Annotated in this window: 17 protein-coding genes and 1 tRNA gene; 9 read left to right on the forward strand and 9 right to left on the reverse strand. The window is 59.2% G+C overall.

Translation table 11 applies throughout. The features are described 5' to 3' along the window. The first annotated feature begins 187 nt into the window (after positions 1 to 187). The 4 genes from K3727_02025 (at position 188) to K3727_02040 (ending at position 3,877) form a co-directional block, all read left to right on the forward strand. The gene (locus K3727_02025; GenBank protein UWQ91616.1) at positions 188 to 919 is read left to right on the forward strand and encodes a TVP38/TMEM64 family protein; all 732 of its coding nucleotides are present in this window, start codon (positions 188 to 190) and stop codon (positions 917 to 919) included. A gap of 4 nt (positions 920 to 923) precedes the next feature. Continuing rightward, positions 924 to 2,342 (forward strand): FAD-dependent oxidoreductase, encoded by a 1,419-nt coding sequence (locus K3727_02030; protein ID UWQ91617.1) that lies wholly within the window; start codon positions 924 to 926, stop codon positions 2,340 to 2,342. A gap of 66 nt (positions 2,343 to 2,408) precedes the next feature. Further along, positions 2,409 to 3,743 (forward strand): HAMP domain-containing histidine kinase, encoded by a 1,335-nt coding sequence (locus K3727_02035; protein UWQ91618.1) that lies wholly within the window; start codon positions 2,409 to 2,411, stop codon positions 3,741 to 3,743. Positions 3,744 to 3,800: 57 nt separating this feature from the next. Beyond that, positions 3,801 to 3,877, forward strand: a tRNA-Arg gene (locus K3727_02040). Positions 3,878 to 4,183: 306 nt separating this feature from the next. On the opposite strand, the gene K3727_02045 is transcribed toward K3727_02040, so the two are convergent. Both K3727_02045 and K3727_02050 read right to left on the reverse strand, forming a co-directional pair. Next, on the reverse strand, positions 4,184 to 4,567 hold the full coding sequence (locus K3727_02045; protein ID UWQ91619.1) for a hypothetical protein: 384 nt from the start codon (positions 4,565 to 4,567) through the stop codon (positions 4,184 to 4,186). Positions 4,568 to 4,656: 89 nt separating this feature from the next. Then, the gene (locus K3727_02050) at positions 4,657 to 4,977 is read right to left on the reverse strand and encodes a monooxygenase (GenBank protein UWQ91620.1); all 321 of its coding nucleotides are present in this window, start codon (positions 4,975 to 4,977) and stop codon (positions 4,657 to 4,659) included. 138 nt (positions 4,978 to 5,115) lie between these two features. On the opposite strand from K3727_02050, the gene K3727_02055 reads away from it, so the two are divergent. Continuing rightward, positions 5,116 to 6,012: a LysR family transcriptional regulator gene (locus K3727_02055; GenBank protein UWQ91621.1), complete on the forward strand. Its 897-nt coding sequence runs from the start codon at positions 5,116 to 5,118 to the stop codon at positions 6,010 to 6,012. A 147-nt stretch (positions 6,013 to 6,159) separates the two neighbouring features. On the opposite strand, the gene choV is transcribed toward K3727_02055, so the two are convergent. Genes choV through choX form a run of 4 tightly spaced genes read right to left on the reverse strand, consistent with a single transcriptional unit; the run spans position 6,160 to position 9,877 of the window. Then, positions 6,160 to 7,191, reverse strand: coding sequence for a choline ABC transporter ATP-binding protein (gene choV, locus K3727_02060; GenBank protein UWQ91622.1), 1,032 nt, complete (start codon positions 7,189 to 7,191; stop codon positions 6,160 to 6,162). 1 nt (position 7,192) lies between these two features. Continuing rightward, entirely contained in the window at positions 7,193 to 8,026 is an 834-nt protein-coding gene (gene choW / locus K3727_02065) for a choline ABC transporter permease subunit (GenBank protein ID UWQ91623.1), read from the reverse strand. Further along, positions 8,013 to 8,945 carry an alpha/beta hydrolase gene (locus K3727_02070; GenBank protein ID UWQ91624.1) on the reverse strand — a complete coding sequence of 311 codons (933 nt, stop codon included), beginning with the start codon at positions 8,943 to 8,945 and terminating at the stop codon, positions 8,013 to 8,015. Before K3727_02070 ends, choW begins: the two co-directional genes overlap by 14 nt. Positions 8,946 to 8,950: 5 nt before the next feature. Further along, on the reverse strand, positions 8,951 to 9,877 hold the full coding sequence (gene choX, locus K3727_02075; protein ID UWQ91625.1) for a choline ABC transporter substrate-binding protein: 927 nt from the start codon (positions 9,875 to 9,877) through the stop codon (positions 8,951 to 8,953). 111 nt (positions 9,878 to 9,988) lie between these two features. Here choX and betI point away from each other — a divergent pair, with 111 nt between their 5' ends. Beyond that, complete coding sequence (betI, locus tag K3727_02080; protein UWQ91626.1) at positions 9,989 to 10,630, forward strand: transcriptional regulator BetI; 642 nt, start codon at positions 9,989 to 9,991, stop codon at positions 10,628 to 10,630. Positions 10,631 to 10,813: 183 nt separating this feature from the next. Here betI and K3727_02085 read toward each other — a convergent pair whose 3' ends face one another. From K3727_02085 to paaZ, 3 genes are all read right to left on the reverse strand, one after another. After that, positions 10,814 to 11,752: an alpha/beta hydrolase gene (locus K3727_02085; GenBank protein ID UWQ93238.1), complete on the reverse strand. Its 939-nt coding sequence runs from the start codon at positions 11,750 to 11,752 to the stop codon at positions 10,814 to 10,816. 33 nt (positions 11,753 to 11,785) lie between these two features. Then, positions 11,786 to 12,589 (reverse strand): PaaX family transcriptional regulator, encoded by an 804-nt coding sequence (locus tag K3727_02090; GenBank protein UWQ91627.1) that lies wholly within the window; start codon positions 12,587 to 12,589, stop codon positions 11,786 to 11,788. 211 nt (positions 12,590 to 12,800) lie between these two features. After that, positions 12,801 to 14,831, reverse strand: a complete 2,031-nt coding sequence (gene paaZ / locus K3727_02095; protein ID UWQ91628.1) for a phenylacetic acid degradation bifunctional protein PaaZ — start codon at positions 14,829 to 14,831, stop codon at positions 12,801 to 12,803. Between the two features lie 120 nt (positions 14,832 to 14,951). On the opposite strand from paaZ, the gene paaG reads away from it, so the two are divergent. The 3 genes from paaG to paaF are packed head-to-tail and all read left to right on the forward strand — an operon-like array spanning position 14,952 to position 17,527. After that, positions 14,952 to 15,737, forward strand: a complete 786-nt coding sequence (gene paaG, locus K3727_02100) for a 2-(1,2-epoxy-1,2-dihydrophenyl)acetyl-CoA isomerase PaaG (protein ID UWQ91629.1) — start codon at positions 14,952 to 14,954, stop codon at positions 15,735 to 15,737. Positions 15,738 to 15,775: 38 nt separating this feature from the next. After that, a complete protein-coding gene (gene paaI, locus K3727_02105) occupies positions 15,776 to 16,201 on the forward strand; it encodes a hydroxyphenylacetyl-CoA thioesterase PaaI (GenBank protein UWQ93239.1) in 426 nt (141 codons plus the stop codon). Positions 16,202 to 16,216: 15 nt separating this feature from the next. Then, a complete protein-coding gene (gene paaF, locus K3727_02110) occupies positions 16,217 to 17,527 on the forward strand; it encodes a phenylacetate--CoA ligase (GenBank protein UWQ91630.1) in 1,311 nt (436 codons plus the stop codon).

A 17,527-nucleotide genomic window follows, 5' to 3' on the forward strand; every position in this document is an offset into this window, starting at 1 on the left:
CATTTATGTCGCAAACCCTGATCGGGGCCCCGTTTTTCCGCCCGGATTGTTTCAAACGGGGCATCAGGCGGTTTGTTTCTCACAAAAACAGAGGCCGAGTTCAAGGGGACGTGAACATGGGCTGTGATGTCTCGAAGCGGACGCCATTTAGACGTAGCAATGAGCCATGCAAAAGGACAGACCATCAATGACAGACGTTGCCCCACCTTCCAAACGCGGGTTTTCCCGGCATCTGCCGCTGATTCTGGTGGCGGTTGTGGCCATCATTGGCGCGTTGACCCTGCGCGATTATCTGAGCTTTGACACGCTGCGCGACAATCGCGAGGCGTTGTTGGCTTACCGCGATCAGAATTTTGTCGGCCTGGTTGCGTTGTTTATGCTCGCCTATGTGGTGATTGTGGCGTTTTCGCTGCCCGGAGCGGCGGTGGCATCGGTCACCGGCGGGTTTCTGTTCGGTTTGGTGGCCGGGACGGTCTTTAACGTGGTCGCCGCGACCATCGGAGCGGCGGCGATCTTTTTGGCGGCGCGCTGGGGGTTGGGGCAATCGCTGACGGCCAAGCTCGAGGCCTCTGAGGGGACGTTGCAGAAACTGAAGACCGGATTGCGCGACAATGAGATCGAAGTGCTGTTCCTGTTGCGTCTGGTGCCTGCGGTGCCGTTTTTTGTCGCCAACCTGTTGCCCGCGTTGGTCGGGGTGAAATTCGGCAACTTCCTGTGGACCACCGCGTTGGGGATTGTTCCCGGCGGGATCGTGTTTACCTGGATCGGTGTCGGTCTGGGCGAAGTGTTCGATCGTGGCGAATCGCCGGATCTGTCGTTGTTGTGGGAACCCCATGTGATCGGTCCGATTCTGGGATTGTGCGTCCTGGCGGCCTTGCCCATTGTCATCAAGTCCCTGCGTGGCCGGAAAGAGATCTGACAACATGACACGAATCAAATGTGATCTTCTGGTGATCGGAGCCGGATCCGGTGGGTTGTCTGTCGCGGCGGGTGCCAGCCAGATGGGGGCCGATGTCGTGCTGCTCGAAGGGCACGAAATGGGCGGCGATTGCCTGAACTTTGGCTGTGTCCCGTCCAAGGCGTTATTGGCCAGCGCCAAAGTGGCCCACACCCAGGCACATGCCAGCGCCTTTGGCGTTGCGGATCAGGTGCCACAGGTGGATTACGCGGCGGCCAAGGATCACGTGCGCAACGTGATCGACACCATCGCCCCGGTCGACAGCCAGGAGCGATTCGAAGGGTTCGGAGTGCGGGTGATCCGCGAATATGGCCAGTTTATTTCCCCGACCGAGGTCCAGGCCGGAGAGAATGTCATCACCGCGCGCCGGGTGGTGATCGCCACTGGATCGTCGCCGTTGGTGCCGCCGATTCCGGGATTGGACAGCGTTCCGTTTGACACCAACGAAACCATTTTTGATCTGCGCGACAAACCCGATCACCTGTTGATCATCGGGGGAGGCCCCATCGGCATGGAAATGGCGCAGGCGCATGTCCGGCTGGGCTGCAAGGTCACGGTGATCGAAGCGGCCAGGGCGCTGGGCAAGGACGACCCCGAACTGGCCGAGGTGGTGATCGGGTCGCTGCGCGATGAAGGGGTGCAGATCGTCGAAAGCGCGATGGCGGCGTCGATTGCCGGGTCGGCGGGCGATATCCGCATCGAGACCAGCGATGGGCGGGAATTTGCCGGGTCGCATCTGTTGTTGGCGATCGGGCGCAAGGCCAACACGGACCGGTTGAACCTGGCCGCTGCGGGGATCGAACCCACGCGAACCGGCATTCAGGTGGATGCGGGGCTGCGCACCACAAACAAGAAAGTCTATGCCATTGGCGATGTTGCAGGGGGGCTGCAGTTTACCCATGTGGCGGGCTATCAGGCCGGGGTGATCATTCGGTCGATCCTGTTCGGTCTGCCTGCCAAGGCCAGCACCCATCACATCCCCTGGGCCACCTATACCGACCCGGAACTGGCCCATGTCGGCCTGAGCGAAGCCGAGGCGCGCCAAAAACACGGGGCCAGGTTGGAGGTGGTGCGGTTTGATTATCATCACAACGACCGCGCCATTGCCGAGCGCAAAACCAAAGGGTTCATCAAGGTGATGGTGGTCAAGGGGCGGCCTGTGGGCGCGTCGATTGTCGGCCATCAGGCGGGCGAACTGATCAATCTGTGGTCGCTGGTGTTGGCCAACAAGCTGAAAATGGGCCAAGTCGCGGCGATGGTTTCGCCTTACCCCACAATTGGCGAGGTGAACAAACGTGCCGCCGGGGCCTATTTCTCTCCCAGATTGTTTGATAACCCATTGGTCAAACGAGTTGTTGGGCTGGTCCAACGCTGGCTGCCCTGATCGGGAAAGGGGGACACGCTGAATTCGCTTTCCGGACGTTTTCTGATCCTGACCACGGTTTTCGTGATGTTGGCCGAAGTGTTGATCTTTGTCCCGTCGATTGCCCGTTTCCGTGAAGATTTCCTGTTGAGTCGGCTGGAGCGGGCCCAGATTGCATCGCTCGCGTTGCTGGCGGATGACATGTTGGCGACCGAACTGGAAGCCGAGCTGTTGGAAAACGCCGGGGTTTTCAATGTGGTGTTGCGGCGGGACGAAGTGCGCCAGCTGATGTTGTCGTCACCGATCCCGAATCCGATTTCCGAAACCTTTGATCTGCGCACCTCCAGCGCGGTGTCGCTGATCGGTGACGCGATGGTGCGGCTGTGGGATCGGGAAAATCAGGTCATCCGGGTGATGGGCGAACCGGTGCGCGATGCCGGGTTGTTGATCGAAATAACCATGGAAACGGCACCGTTGCGGGCGGCCATGATCGAATACGGGGTGCGCATTCTGGCGTTGTCGGCGGTGATCTCGGTCTTTACGGCGGTGTTGCTGTTCATTGCCGTGCGCATGTTTCTGGTCAAACCGATCAAGGGGGTCGTGGGGTACATGCAGCGTTATGCTGCTGCGCCCGAGGATGCACGGGGTATCATTACCCCGAATGCGGGCGTGACCGAATTGCGCGAAGCCGAAGAGGCGTTGTTGCAATTGCAGACCGAACTGACCCATGCGTTGAAACAGCGGGAACGCCTGGCCCAGTTGGGCGGGGCGGTGGCCAAGGTCAGCCATGATTTGCGCAATATTCTGACGTCGGCGCAATTGTTCACCGACCGCATTGAAACCAGCGAGGATCCATTGGTGCGCCGTCTTGCGCCCAAGTTGGTGAATTCCATCACCCGCGCCGTGTCGCTGTGCGAAGGCACGCTGGCCTTTGGTCGGGCCGAAGAACCGGCCCCGACGCTGGGCATGGTGCATCTGGGGCAGATCGTTGATGACATCGCTGAAAGCGAACTGCTGGCGGCGGGAGAGGCCAAGGTCCGTATTCTCAATACGATACCAGCGCCGGTGGTCGTGCGGGGCGATGGGGAGCAATTGTTCCGGGTGATCATGAATCTCGTGCGCAATGCCCGTCAGGCCATAGAGGCAACCGGAAAGCCGGGGCAGGTGACCATCAGCCTGCGCGAAGAGGATCAGGCCTGGTGGATCGAAATTGCCGATACCGGGCCGGGTTTGCCGCCCAAGGCCAAAGAGAATCTGTTTACGCCGTTCCAGGGCGGCGTTCGCAAGGGCGGCACGGGTTTGGGATTGGCCATTGCTGCGGAATTGATCCGCGGACATGGCGGCAGTGTGGCGCTGAAACAGACCGGGCCAGAGGGGACAATCTTTGAAATCTGCTTGCCACGTGGCGATGGTGCAATTTAATTTGTTTTAGGGGTTGCGCCGTGTTTGTGCTAAGTCTAAACACCGCCTCACCAACGCGGACCGATAGCTCAGCTGGATAGAGTACCTGACTACGAATCAGGGGGTCGGGGGTTCGAATCCTCCTCGGTCCGCCATTGGTTTTCCCCAAATCATTGAAGATCAACAACTGTTTTGGTGTGCGGATTCGCATCCCTGAGCGGGGAGCCGAGCCATCCCGTAACCTTTGCTGTAACCTTTCCTGTGGCCTGCACTGTGTTTGCGCTGTGGTTGCGCTGTGGTTGCAGTGGGGTCGTAGGGATTCTGGGGCCGGGGTGATTGCTGCGCGACCAACCGCTTTTGGACAACGCCACGCTCTCATTCGGTGCAAATTCAGTGGGGGTGGTTGTCGGACACCAAGCGCAAGGCGGCACGGAGCGGAGGGCTCCGCGCCCCGGGTGCGGTTATCCGGCGTGATCCAGATTCTTGAGTTGCAGGACGCTCATCACCGCAAGCAGCGCAAAGAAGGCCGGATCCGACCAGCCGAAGCCGGTGAAGACACCAGTCAGGGCGGCATAAAGCGTCACGCCAAATCCAAGCGCGTTGGTCGCCGCCAGTCCGGTCAGCAGTTTTTTGGCGGTTGCAACGTCGGTCACATCCCGCAGCAGAAACCCCAGAATGGCAATGCCGCCAAGGAAAATGCTGTTGTGCTGGGACAGGAACCAGGCGTAGCGGTCATTCAGTTCCACGCCGTAGTTGGGCCATAGAAAGCCGGGCAGGAAAAACAGCGCAAAGGCAAAGACTGCATAGATCGTGCTGTGAACGGTCAGGAAGGTTCGGGTGGTCATCTGAGGGATCCTTGTCGGTGTTGCGGGGCCATGAGCGACGTGAGCCAGCGCCCGGCCAGGGCGACGGTAGGGGCTGGATCACGCTGGGGTCAGGCCGCGTCTCCCAGTGGGGCATTGGTGATTGCGCTGAGGTCTTCCATGATGTCGAACACATGATCCGACGTTACGGTGACGCCGATTGCCGCCAGCCGTTTCACATGCATCGCCTTGTAGGTGTCCAGGGCGGCGAGATCCCTGAACAGATAGGTCGAGCCGAAATCACCGCTGTTTTGATCGATGGTCCAGATCTTCCAGATCACGCCAGGGTCCTGCGCAATGCTGTGTGCCAACTGTTTTGTGCCTTCGGCGAACTCTTGGGTCATGGGGCCATTGTATGTCATGTGCAGGTCCCAGATTTTCATCGTGCTCATTGGGTCTATCCTTTTGGTTTGTCTTGCGCCGGCATGGTTCATGGCGGCGCGTGTGGTTTCCGTTGCGACACAAGATAGGCTGGGTTATCTGTTTGAATAAGACGACCCTTCAGATCAGATTGTTAGGAATATTGAACAATGAAACGCAACGAATTGAACGATGTGTCGATCTTCGTTGCGGTCGCTCGGGAGAATGGCTTTCGCGCGGCTGCCGACAAACTGAAACTGGGGGCGGGATCGGTGAGTGAAGCGGTGCAGCGGTTCGAAGATCGTCTGGGCGTGCGCCTGATCGAGCGGTCAACACGGGCGATTGCCCTGACCAAGGCGGGTGAACTGCTGTATCGCCGCAGTCTGCCAGCGATCAACGACCTGGAAACAGCGTTGAATGATGTGCATGACCTGAACGAAGGCCTGTCGGGTACGCTTCGGCTGACCGCGCCAATCGGCGCGGGCCAGTTGTTTTTGGATGCCCTGATCACGGGTTTTGCCAAAGAACATCCGGCGGTGACGATTGAATTGATCTATGACGAAAAAAAGGTCGATCTCGTGACCAGCGGGGTCGATGCCGCAATTCGGGCTGAAACCCTGCTTGATCCGGACACACATGCCATCGCAGTTGGTCCCGTTCAGGACATGATGATTGTGGCATCGCCTGACTATCTGGCCAAATCTCCGCCTCTGGAGGTTCCGGCTGATGTGGCTGGGCATAACGGGGTCTGTTTCGCCTTTGCGGGTGCCGACGATTTGGCCCCGTGGGTGTTTACCGGCAAGGACGGCCCGTTTTCGGTCATGCCGCGCCCCCGGATGGTTGCAAATGACGTGACATCCATCCTGGAAGGAGCCAGGGCGGGCCTGGGGTTAACCTATATCTTTGCAAATTCTGTCGAGAGTTTTTTGCGGGATGGCAGTCTGGTTCAGGTTCTGAACGGACGAACCGAGGCTCTGCCGAGATTTTCGCTGAACTATCTGACCAAGCGCAACATGCCATCCCGCGTCAGGGCGTTCGTCGATTTTGCGAAAGGGCACAAATCATAGATCGGCACCGCCAAATTCGGCATCATCGCCCCCGCTCCGTTTGGACCGTCGGTTTGCGGTGCGATGGGCTGTGGGCCGCAGGATGTGGGTTGAAGGCCGAGGGCTGTTGCAGGTCCCCGCAACAGCCGCCCCGATGGGGGGCTGACCCTAATCTCTGAGCAGGGCCTTCAGGATGTCGGAATGGTCCAGTTTTCCAACAATGTCGCGGCCGTTGGACACAAAGTATTCGCCAGAGTCATTCAATTGGGCGCGCATGAGGTCTTTGACCGTGGTGTCAGCGCAATATATCCGCGCGTCGGCAGGTATTTCGCCCTGGATGGGTTGCATGATTTCGGCTGCGTGCAAAACGTTGATCGGATTCATATGCGCCACAAAGTTTTTCACATAGTCCGTGGCCGGTTGCAGCACGATTTCCTGCGGTGTCCCAATCTGCACGATACGCCCGCCTTGCATGATCGCAATCCGGTTCCCCAGCTTGATGGCTTCGTCCAGGTCATGGCTGACAAACAGGATGGTCCTGTTCAGTTCGGATTGCAATTGAAGCAGTTCGTCCTGAAGTTCGTTGCGGATCAGAGGGTCCAGCGCGGAAAACGGTTCGTCCATCAGCAAAAGCGGTGCGTCTGTGGTAAAGGCGCGGGCCAGGCCCACCCGCTGTTGCATACCGCCTGACAATTCTGAAATTGCCATATTCGCCCATTGCGAAAGATGCACTTTTTCCAACTGGTTCATGGCCCTGGGGATGCGCTGTTCCCGAGGCACACCGGCAAGTTCGAGCCCAAAGGCGACGTTGTCCAATACCGTGCGCCAGGGGAGCAGACCGAAGTGTTGGAACACCATGGAAACATCATGGCAGCGGATTTCGCGCAGCTCTCGGGAAGACACCGAGGACAGGTCAACAAGCTGTTGGTTCCGTCGCAGATGAACAGTGCCTTCCACCAGTTTGTTCAGACGGTTTGAGGCCCGAAGCAAGGTGGATTTGCCAGACCCCGAGAGCCCCATGAGGACAACGATTTCACCTTCGCGCACATCGAGGGAGCAATCATGAACGCCAAGGATTTGTCCGGTCTCTGCCCGTATCTCTTCGCGGGATTTGCCATCCTGCATCATGGGCAGAGCGGATCGGGGGGAGTCGCCAAAGACGATGCTGGCATTTTGGAATTTGATCACGGTGTCGGTCATGTCAGCTTCTTTCCACTTTCAGCAGCCGATCCAGAATGATGGCGATAATGACAATTGCGATGCCGACCTCGAACCCTTTGGCGACATTGACCTGATTGAGGGCGCGCAGAGTTGGAACGCCCAGGCCGCTGGCACCGACCAAGGCCGCGATGACCACCATCGACAGGGACAGCATGATTGTCTGGGTGAGCCCCGCCAGAATCTGTGGCAGGGCCCAGGGGAGTTTGACCTTCCACAATACCGCCGCTTTGGTGGCACCAAAGGCGTCGGCGGTTTCGACCAGCGCGGGGGGTGTTGAGGAAATGCCCAAATACGTCAGGCGAATGGGTGCCGGAACTGCGAACACCACTGTGGCGATAAGCGCGGGAACAGCCCCCAGACCAAAAAGCACCAGCGCCGGAATGAGATAGACGAATGTCGGGATCGTCTGCATGAGGTCCAATATGGGCTGGAGAACGCGATACACCCAAGGTCGCCCCGCGGCCAGAATGCCAATCGGAACGCCGACCAACATCGACATGGTCGTGGCCGCGAGAACCAGCGACAGCGTTTCCGTCGTTTCGATCCAATACCCCTGATTGATGATCAACAGCAGGCCCAGGCCGGTAAAGGCGGTCAAAGCCAGAGACCGATGCAAATACCAGGCCAACGCCGAAACCAACCCGATCAGCACAAAGGGATGGGGGAGTTGCAACACCCAGAGCGTGGCATCCACGATCCCCCCAATGCCACCCGACAACCCGTCGAAAAACCAGGCCATGTTGGTGGTGAGCCAATCGACCAGATGTTTAGCCCACTGACCGACGGGGATCTTGTGCAGTTCAAGCCATTCCATGTTGCTCTCCCATTGTTTGAGATCCTTCTGGGTCCGATTGCAACCAGTGGGCGGCCAGGGCACACATGTCGTCGTCCAGTATGTGGCCAACCATGGGCAGCAGTTTGAATTGCGCATTCGGGATGACGGCGGCGGCACCGCGTCCCCGTTTGGCGGAAATACAAGGATCCCGGCCCCCGTGCAGAACCAGTGTCCGGGCGACGATTGTTTGCAACAGATGTTGCCGGTGCGGCGTCGTCTGAACCGCCAGCGCATGGCGGGCAGATCCCCCGAATGCGTATCCGCGTGTGACAATTTCTTTGATGTCGGCACGAAGATCGGGCGTGTCTTGCAGGCGTCCGGCCCCATAGGCCAATGCGTCGTCCAGCAGATAATCCTGTGTTTTGCCCGGATCATCAGGCACGCAGAACAGCCGTGCCATCCGACGCATGGCCTCCCTGGTTCCGTCGACTTCGGTGGTGCCGTCGTTGCTGCCAAGCTGGACGAATTTGCCCACCCGTGATCCGCCTGCGGCCGCTACCAGTTGGCCGATCATGCCGCCCATCGAAAATCCGACCAGATCGAACCCGTCGATTTTCAGCCTGTCCAGCAGGGCCAGAACATCATCGCGCATATCGAAGAGCGAGTAAGGTGCCATCCTGAGCGCGTTTGGCAGATCGCCCTTTAGCCAGACATCCGCCACAGACGGTTCGCTGTCTGGTCCACAGCGCGGAGATTTGCCTGCGTCACGGGTGTCGATGCAGATGACGCGCCGGGTCTGGACGAGCGAGTTGATAAAGGCGGGGGGCCATTCGATGGCCTGCATACCCAACCCGACAAGCAGAACTGTCGGGCGGGCGGTGGGGTCACCGACCTCGTGGTGATACAGGTCGAGCGGTTGGTGCCAGGGCGACCCGGCAGGCAATGCTTGGCTGGTCATGCCCATCACTCGAGTCCCAGATGCGATCGCACGGCGGGCAATCCGGGAGCACCATCCGCGGTTTTCACGTTGTCCAACCAGCCGACCAGCAGGTCAGGATATTTGGTGATCAGTCGTTGCGCGGCGTCATCAGGGTCTTCGCCGTCATTGATGATGTATCCCATCCCTTCGCTTTCCAGTTGAACGGTGAATTCAAGCTGGCGGAGGAGTTGGCCGACATTTGGACAGTCCTGCATATACCCGGCCCGAACCTGAGTATTCACAGTCGCCGCGCCAAAGTTGGGCCCAAAATAGTCATCGCCGCCGGTCAGGTATTCGATGTCGAATTCGACGTTCATCGGGTGCGGTGCCCAGCCCAGGAATACAACCCATTCTTCTCTGGAGATTGCGCGTCGCACCTGTGCCAGCATGCCTTGTTCAGAGCTTTCGACGACTTTCCAATCCCCCAACCCAAAGGCGTTCGTTTCAACGACTTCCAGCATCTGGCCATTTCCGCCGGGTTCGATGCCATAGAATGTGTTGCCGAATTTCTCAGCCTGGGATGCAAGGTCTGAAAAATCTGTAATGCCTGCGTCGTGAACGTATTTCGGGACCGCAAAAGTGAATTTGGCGTCCTGAAGATTTTGATGAACTGTCTCGATCTCTTGGCCCTGGACATAGGGGGCAAAGTAGATGGTCATCGCCGGGTCCCAGTACCCCAGAAAGACATCGAGATCTTTGTTGATCATCGATTCATAGATCACCGTGGTCCCGAGAACATTTGTCTCTGGCGTGTACCCCAAACCTTGGAGAAGCACCGACGCCACGCCTGTGGTCAGCGCCAAATCGGTCCAGCCGGGTTCAGCCATTCGGACTGTTTGACAGGACGCATTGGCGAGTCCCGCGGTCAAAACGGAAAACCCTACGACAGTTGCAAGCAGTGTTGATTTCATTGGTTCCTCCCAGAAATTTATAGACTTACTGGTCTATAAATAGATTGACTGGTACACATTGACACCCGAGTCAACAAAATATTTACTCCCGCCAACTCGATGGAGGGGGCGATGAAGCGGAAGAAGCTGTGGCGATTGAGAACCGAAGAATACTCCAAGGCTGCCTTTGAAGTTCTTAGCGAGGTTGGACTTTCTGGGACGACAGTGGAAAAGGTCGCCAACCATGCTGGCGTTTCCAAAACGAATGTTCTCCACTATTTCGGGAGCAAGACCCGTTTGTTGGAAATGGCGCTGCGGTTCGGAAATGCGGATCTCGCGCGCGGCGTCAAAGCGTTGCTGATTCGATCAAACTCACCCTGGGAACGGATCTATTCCGTGATCGAGGGAAATTTCTCCCGGCAGTATTATAATCCAAAAATCGCGCATGCGTGGTTATGCCTGTTGGCCGAAGTGCCCTATCAGCCGAGCTATCAGAGAATTCAGACGGCTCTGCACAGCCGGATGAAATCGAATCTGACGCATGCGCTTGTGCAGGTGACGGACCGGGAAAACGCAGATGAAACAGCCTTGGCTATCTCGGTGATGATAGACGGGCTGTGGATGCGCTGCGGGCTCCATGATGGTGGGATTGACCGGGAAACGGCCTTGGCCCAGATGGATGCCTTGATTGGGGCTCGCTTTCCTGATTGCCCGGACCGTTTGACGGCCAAAGCCCGCATCAGTGAAATTCAGGACATATTGACGGTTGGATAGCACCCGTTGGGATGGCTTGCCCAAGGCGGCAAGCTGCCGTTACGGGGGTGATTAGCCCGCAGGCCGAGGCCCGGACGTTCCGGTTTGGCCTGGCCCGCCATTGGGACGCGGTCCGGGGGCGACCCGTGATCGACCCGTGATCGACGGGGGTGCCGGTGGGCGATGCGTCGGCGGGCGGGCGGATTATCTGGCCAGGGTGGCGACGTCGCGGACAAAGCTGTTGCATGTGTCCGCCATGGTGATGGGCAACATGTGGCCCCGGTCCGGCAGGATTTCCACGGAAAACCCGTAGTTTTCCATGATTGTTCCCTGTGCCTGGTAATTCAGAACGGCGTCCTTGTCGCCAAAGAGCACGGCACCGGGCGGCAGGGCTGCATGGGCATAGGCGGTGCATTGCTCGGGCATGGCGGTTTCTGCGGCAACCAGATCTGCGGAGGCGGAGATATACGCCTGGGGCCGCAGACCCAAGGCCGCCCCGGCGTCGGTGAGGAAATCCGAGGGACATGGATCAGGGGTAAAAACCTGTTCAAGAACCGTTTCCGCAGTGCGTTCGGCCATCGGTACGGCCAGGGTGTGGCCCAGGAAACGGCGCAGCCAGGGGCTGTGGACCCGCAGTCCCTTGAAGCTGTCGGGCGCGTCCGGTGTGGGGTGTGTCAGGGGGGCGATCAATCCCAACGCCTTGATCTGGCCGGGGCGATCCAGCGCCATGGCAAGCGCAACTGCGCCCCCCAACGAGTGGCCAACCACAATCGGGCGCGTCACCACCACAGCGTCCAAAAATTGCCACAGCATCCGCGCCTGAGCAGAGGGATCGGCCAAGTCATCTCTGTCGCGCCGGGAATAGCCACAGCCGGGCCGGTCAGGGACAATGACGCGGAAATCCCGTGCCAGATCCTGTGCCATGGCATAGGTGAAATGCTGCAATTGCCCGGAGAGCCCATGGATCAGCACCAGCGGCGGGGCGTTTGGATCCCCCAGTTCGACAAAGTGAATGGCCCCTTCGCTGACCGGCATGATCTGCCCGGCCTGGGGCACTGCGATTTCAGCCTGTTTCGCGAGGCGGCGCGTTTTCAGGTGGGTCTTGATCAACAAGAGACACACAAGCGTAAGAAGCAGGAGGATAAAAACATACATGGTTGAAAATACCTGATTTGATCAATGGTCCGGTGGATCTCCCAATGTGTTCAGATTGGGTCTGGGCAGTTGGTCCAGCAAGCCAAACACATGGGTTCGGCAGGATGTCCCCGGCCAGTTGTCCGGGTGGAATTCGGGCGGCAGATCCGGGTGACGCAGGACGACCCGGCGCCATCTGTGCACGATCAGGGTCCGCAGTGTTGCGATCTGTGCTGCGCTCAGGCCTGTGGGCACCTGGGACAGCCCCTGCAACGCCTGTTCCAGGTCAGTGCAGGTTTCGATCAATTCGGGTGCGTAGATCTGATTGCGCAGCCAATTGGGGACGGACATCTTGTCGACAACAAAGGTCAACAGGTCCTCGCAATTGCGTGGAACCGGGCCGGCCCCCAATGCGCTGTGGCGCCCGATGCTGATGTAATTCTGGGTCAGCATGACGTCTTCCAATGTGCTTTGGCCGCTGGTTTCTTGGGCCATGAGCACATGCCAGGAGGTGATGGCTTCCGGCGCGTGGCTATAGATGCGGGGGGTGACCGCGGCGCTTTGGGCGCGTCCCGAGGGGGTCAGGAAATGCACGCTGGTGCGGCCGATGCGGGAACTGTCGATCCAGCCGTCTTTGCGCAGGCGGTGCAAGGCAACGCGGATGGCTTCGGGTTTGATGCCCATCGGACCGATCACCCGCGTCAGGGCGCTGCCGCTGATCCGGTCTTTGGGATCTTGGGCCATATCGCCGAACAAGGAGACGATGATGGACCAGACACGTTGATTTTTCGGATCATTCAACCGGTCTACGGTCGTGCCAAACCAACTGTCAATTTTCTCTGTCATGTGGACAGCTTATGCCGAGTCGAGCAAAGTTTCCAGAGCATCGGCAGAGGTGCGTGCAAGCACACACCCTACGGCGGTCCGCACGGTCACGGGCCAGGCCGCGCACAGGCAAAGCCTGTGCGCGGCCTGGCCCAACGGGTATTGGGGACCCTATGGGGGCCCGATACCGGGCGGGAGACCCCCGAAGTCGGTTTGGGCCTGACTGTGGAGATCAGAATGCGTTCATGGTCAAGAGTTCGTATTCGGCCACCATGTCGTCATCCTGGTTTGTCAGGGTCACGTGCCAGCGGACTTCGCCATAGTCATCGTTGCGCGGCGTCTTTTTCTTGACCGTCAGGCGGACCTTGATGCTGTCCCCGGCCGAGACCGGCTTCATGAACCGCAACCCGTCCAGGCCGGTATTGGCCAGCACCGGCCCTTCGTTGGGTTCGACGAACAGTCCGGCGGCAAAGCTGAGCAGAAGATAGCCATGGGCCACGCGCCCCGGAAAGAACGGGTTCCGGCGGGCGGCGTCTTCGTCCATGTGGGCATAGAAGGTATCGCCGGTGAAATTGGCGAAATGTGCGATGTCGTCCAGGGTCACGATGCGCGGGTCGGTATACAGGGTCTCACCAATCGCCAGGTCGCCGAATTTGCGCGTGAACGGATGTGCGGGGCCTTGGATCTCGGGGGCACCGGGCACCCATGTGTCACCGATGGCGGACAGGATCGCGGGCGACCCCTGAATGGCGGTGCGCTGCATGTAATGTTTCACGCCGCGCACGCCGCCCAGCTCTTCGCCACCGCCGGCACGGCCGGGGCCGCCGTGCACCATATGGGGCAGGGGCGAGCCATGGCCGGTCGATTCCTTCATCGAGTCGCGGTTGTTGAAATACAGACGCCCGTGATAGGCACCTGACCCGATGGCCACAGTGCGGGCAACATCGGCGTCATGGGTGATGACCGACGCCACCAGCGAACCCTGACCGCGGTTGGCCAGCGCCACCGCATGGTCCAGATCGCGATACCCCATGACGGTGGATACGGGGCCAAAGGCTTCGGTGTCATGCACGCGCTGGGCGTTGTCCGGGTCGGCGCAATGGAACAGCATCGGCGGGACAAAGGCCCCCTTGTCCGCATCTGCCCCATCGACGGTGAAATTGTCCGGATCGCCAAACACGCGTTCGGCTTCCTGTGCCAGAATTGCCGCCTTTTCCAACACGTCCTGTTTCTGGCCATTGGACACCAGCGCGCCCATGCGGGTGCTTTCCAGGCGGGGATCGCCGATGGTGGTTTTGGCCAGGCGGGCAGACAGGGCCGCAATCACCGCGTCGGTTTGGGACTGGGGCGCGATGATCCGGCGTACCGCGGTACATTTCTGGCCCGCCTTGGTGGTCATTTCGCGGCTGACTTCTTTGATGAACAGGTCGAATTCCGGCGTGCCCGGAACCGCATCAGGGCCCAGGATGGACGCGTTCAAACTGTCCTGTTCGGCGACAAACCGGATCGAGTTTTCCAGAATCACCGGGTTGGAGCGCAGTTTCAGCGCGGTGTGGGCCGAGCCGGTAAAGCTGACCACATCCTGCATGCCAAGATGGTCCAGCATGTCGCCGAGACCACCGGACACCAATTGCAACGCACCTGCGGGGAGCAGGCCGGAATCAAGCATCAATTTGACGGCCAATTCTGTGACATAGCAGCTGTTGGTGGCGGGTTTCACAATCGCAGGCACGCCGGCCAACAGGGTTGGGGCCAGTTTCTCCAGCATGCCCCAGACCGGGAAATTGAAGGCGTTGATATGCACGGCCACGCCCTGCAGCGGGGTGCAGATATGTTGGCCCAGAAAGCTGCCAGTGCGGCTGAGCTGTTCGACGTCGCCATCCAGATAGACATGGCCATCGGGCATTTCGCGCCGCCCCTTGGAGGCAAAGACCAGCATGGTGCCGATGCCGCCGTCGATGTCGATCATATGATCGGATTGCGTGGCACCGGTGTCAAAGCTGAGATCATAGAGCGCCTGACGATGTTCACGCAGGTGCAGCGCCAGAGCTTTGAGCAGGCGGGCGCGGTCGTGGAATGTCATCTTGCGCAGGGCCGGGCCGCCGGTGGTGCGGGCATAGTCCAGCATCGCCTGCACATCCAGAGCATTGTTGCCAGCGGTGGCGATCACGTCGCCGGTGATGGCGCTGGCAATGTTGCGTGCGCCCGCTCCGGGAGCGATCCACTGGCCTGCGGCAAAGCTGGATACCTCGATAATGCTCATGACGAATGCTCCTTTGAAGATGGTCGTGCGGATGGCTGTTGTGTTGGTCGGGATTATTTATTGACCAACCGTTCGGTTTATGCAAGAAATTTGTCAACGACGGAGGAGGAACCAGCCGCCATGACGGATTCGATCCTGGTGCAGGACAATGGAAATTGGGTAGAGATCACGCTGAACCGCCCGGACCGCCTGAACAGCTTTAATGATGAAATGCATTATGCCCTGCGGGACGCCATCACGGCGGCGCGGGACGGTGGCAAGCGCGCCATTCTGCTGACAGGGGCAGGACGCGGGTTCTGTGCGGGACAGGATCTGGGTGATCGCGATCCGCGCAAGATGGATGGCCCGCCGGATCTGGGCAACACGGTGCGCACGTTCTATGCGCCGCTGGTGCGGTTGATCCGGTCGCTGAATTTCCCCGTGATCTGTGCCGTTAACGGCGTGGCAGCGGGGGCCGGGGCCAATCTGTCGCTGGCCTGTGATGTGGTTCTGGCCGCGGAGAGCGCCAAATTTATCCAGTCCTTTTCCAAGGTCGGGTTGATCCCCGATACCGGTGGGTCCTGGCATTTGCCGCGTCTGTTGGGCGAGGCGCGTGCCAAGGGATTGGCGTTCACCGCCGAACCGCTGCCTGCACAAAAGGCCGAAGATTGGGGTCTGATCTGGAAGGCATTGCCGGACGGCGACCTGATGACCGAGGCCCGCGCCATGGCGGAAAAATTTGCCAATGGTCCAACGTTGGGGTTGGGGCTGACCAAGCAATCAATTCAGGCCGCTGCCGTGGACACGTTGCATGATCATCTGGAATTGGAGGCGGACGCCATGAAGCGCTGTGGCGAAAGCGCGGATTACGCCGAAGGGGTGGCGAGCTTTCTGGAAAAACGCGCCCCTGTGTTCAAGGGCGAATGAGCATGACATCCCAAATGACACCCTCAATGACACCCTCAATGACACCCAAGGAACGTGCGCAAAAAGCATCCGCCGCCATGTGGGCGGGCGACAATGCATCAAAATGGGCCGGGATGGAAATCACCCATGTCGACGAAGGTGTTGCGACGTTGGAAATGACTGTCGAGCCGCATCATTGCAACGGCCACGGCATTTGCCACGGCGGCGTGACTTTCATGTTGGCCGACAGTGCCTTTGCCTTTGCGTGCAACAGCCGAAACCAGTCGACCGTGGCCCAGCACAACATGATCAGCTTTACCGCGCCGGGCCGTATTGGCGACCGGTTATCTGCCACCGCGTCAGAGGTATCCCTGACCGGTCGCAGCGGAATTTATGATGTCACAGTCACCAATCAGGATGGCACCCAGATCGCGGAATTCCGGGGCATGTCCCGGGCGATCAAGGGCAATTTGTTTGAAGAATAAGGCGAGGAGAACGTAATGAAGGACCTGAGCCCCCGTAAGGAAGAGTTGGATCCGATCGAGATCGCATCCCTGGATGAAATTCGCGCTCTGCAGTTGGAGCGGCTGAAATGGTCGGTGCGCCACGCCTATGACAACGTGGCCATGTACAAGCAGCGGTTTGACGAGGCCGGGGTGCACCCGGATGATCTGCAACAGCTGTCGGATCTGTCGAAATTCCCGTTCACCTACAAGAACGATCTGCGCGACAATTACCCGTTTGGCCTGTTTGCGGTGCCGCGCGAACAGATCATGCGTCTGCACGCGTCGTCGGGCACCACCGGCAAGCCGACCGTTGTGGGCTATACCGGCAATGACATTTCGAACTGGGCCGATCTGGTGGCGCGCAGCCTGCGGGCGTCGGGATTGCGCCGGGGCGACATGGTGCATAACGCCTATGGATATGGGTTGTTCACCGGCGGTTTGGGTGCGCATTACGGGATTGAACGGCTGGGGGCCACTGTGGTGCCGATGTCGGGCGGTCAGACCGAAAAGCAGGTCGGGCTGATCACCGATTTTCAGCCCACCGGCATCATGGTCACGCCATCCTATATGCTGAACATTCTGGAACAGTATCACAAGGTCGGCCTGGACCCGCGGGAAAGCTCGCTTCAGGTTGGAGTGTTCGGGGCCGAGCCCTGGACCGATGCCATGCGCAAGGAAGTCGAAGCGGCGTTTGACATGCATGCGGTCGATATCTACGGGCTGTCTGAAATCATGGGCCCCGGTGTGGCCAGCGAATGCGTCGAGACCAAAGACGGTCCGGTGATTTGGGAGGATCATTTCCTGCCGGAAATCATCGACCCGCAAACCGGCGAAGTGCTGCCGGATGGCGAGCTGGGCGAGCTGGTGTTTACCACGCTGACCAAAGAAGGTCTGCCGATGATCCGGTATCGCACCCGCGATCTGACCCGTCTGTTGCCGGGCACCGCACGCACGATGCGTCGGATGGAAAAGATCACCGGCCGTTCTGATGACATGATCATCCTGCGCGGCGTCAACGTGTTCCCGACCCAGATCGAAGAACAGGTTCTGGCCACCGGCGGTCTGTCCAGCCATTTCCAGATCGAACTGTACAAATCCGGCCGCATGGATGCGATGCGGGTGTTTGTCGAGGCGGATCTGGAGTCCACCGACAATCTGTCCAAAACCGCCGCAGCACGGATGCTGACCAAGCGGATCAAGGACATTGTTGGTGTTTCGACCGAGATTATTGTAGGCAACCCCGGTGACGTTGAACGCTCGCAAGGCAAGGCAAAGCGCGTTGTAGACAACCGCGACAAGGAGTGA

The sequence above is a fragment of the Rhodobacteraceae bacterium M382 genome, assembly GCA_025141015.1.
GTDB lineage: Bacteria > Pseudomonadota > Alphaproteobacteria > Rhodobacterales > Rhodobacteraceae > Aliisedimentitalea > Aliisedimentitalea scapharcae.

Excerpts from the sequence above, each read along its gene's own strand:
- K3727_02025 (UWQ91616.1), top strand. The coding sequence starts at position 188 with ATGACAGACGTTGCCCCACCTTCCAAACGCGGGTTTTCCCGGCATCTG.
- K3727_02030 (UWQ91617.1), top strand. The coding sequence starts at position 924 with ATGACACGAATCAAATGTGATCTTCTGGTGATCGGAGCCGGATCCGGT.
- K3727_02035 (UWQ91618.1), top strand. The coding sequence starts at position 2,409 with ATGTTGGCCGAAGTGTTGATCTTTGTCCCGTCGATTGCCCGTTTCCGT.
- K3727_02045 (UWQ91619.1), bottom strand. The coding sequence starts at position 4,567 with ATGACCACCCGAACCTTCCTGACCGTTCACAGCACGATCTATGCAGTC.
- K3727_02050 (UWQ91620.1), bottom strand. The coding sequence starts at position 4,977 with ATGAGCACGATGAAAATCTGGGACCTGCACATGACATACAATGGCCCC.
- K3727_02055 (UWQ91621.1), top strand. The coding sequence starts at position 5,116 with ATGAAACGCAACGAATTGAACGATGTGTCGATCTTCGTTGCGGTCGCT.
- choV (UWQ91622.1), bottom strand. The coding sequence starts at position 7,191 with ATGACCGACACCGTGATCAAATTCCAAAATGCCAGCATCGTCTTTGGC.
- choW (UWQ91623.1), bottom strand. The coding sequence starts at position 8,026 with ATGGAATGGCTTGAACTGCACAAGATCCCCGTCGGTCAGTGGGCTAAA.
- K3727_02070 (UWQ91624.1), bottom strand. The coding sequence starts at position 8,945 with ATGACCAGCCAAGCATTGCCTGCCGGGTCGCCCTGGCACCAACCGCTC.
- choX (UWQ91625.1), bottom strand. The coding sequence starts at position 9,877 with ATGAAATCAACACTGCTTGCAACTGTCGTAGGGTTTTCCGTTTTGACC.
- betI (UWQ91626.1), top strand. The coding sequence starts at position 9,989 with ATGAAGCGGAAGAAGCTGTGGCGATTGAGAACCGAAGAATACTCCAAG.
- K3727_02090 (UWQ91627.1), bottom strand. The coding sequence starts at position 12,589 with ATGACAGAGAAAATTGACAGTTGGTTTGGCACGACCGTAGACCGGTTG.
- paaZ (UWQ91628.1), bottom strand. The coding sequence starts at position 14,831 with ATGAGCATTATCGAGGTATCCAGCTTTGCCGCAGGCCAGTGGATCGCT.
- paaG (UWQ91629.1), top strand. The coding sequence starts at position 14,952 with ATGACGGATTCGATCCTGGTGCAGGACAATGGAAATTGGGTAGAGATC.
- paaI (UWQ93239.1), top strand. The coding sequence starts at position 15,776 with ATGACACCCAAGGAACGTGCGCAAAAAGCATCCGCCGCCATGTGGGCG.
- paaF (UWQ91630.1), top strand. The coding sequence starts at position 16,217 with ATGAAGGACCTGAGCCCCCGTAAGGAAGAGTTGGATCCGATCGAGATC.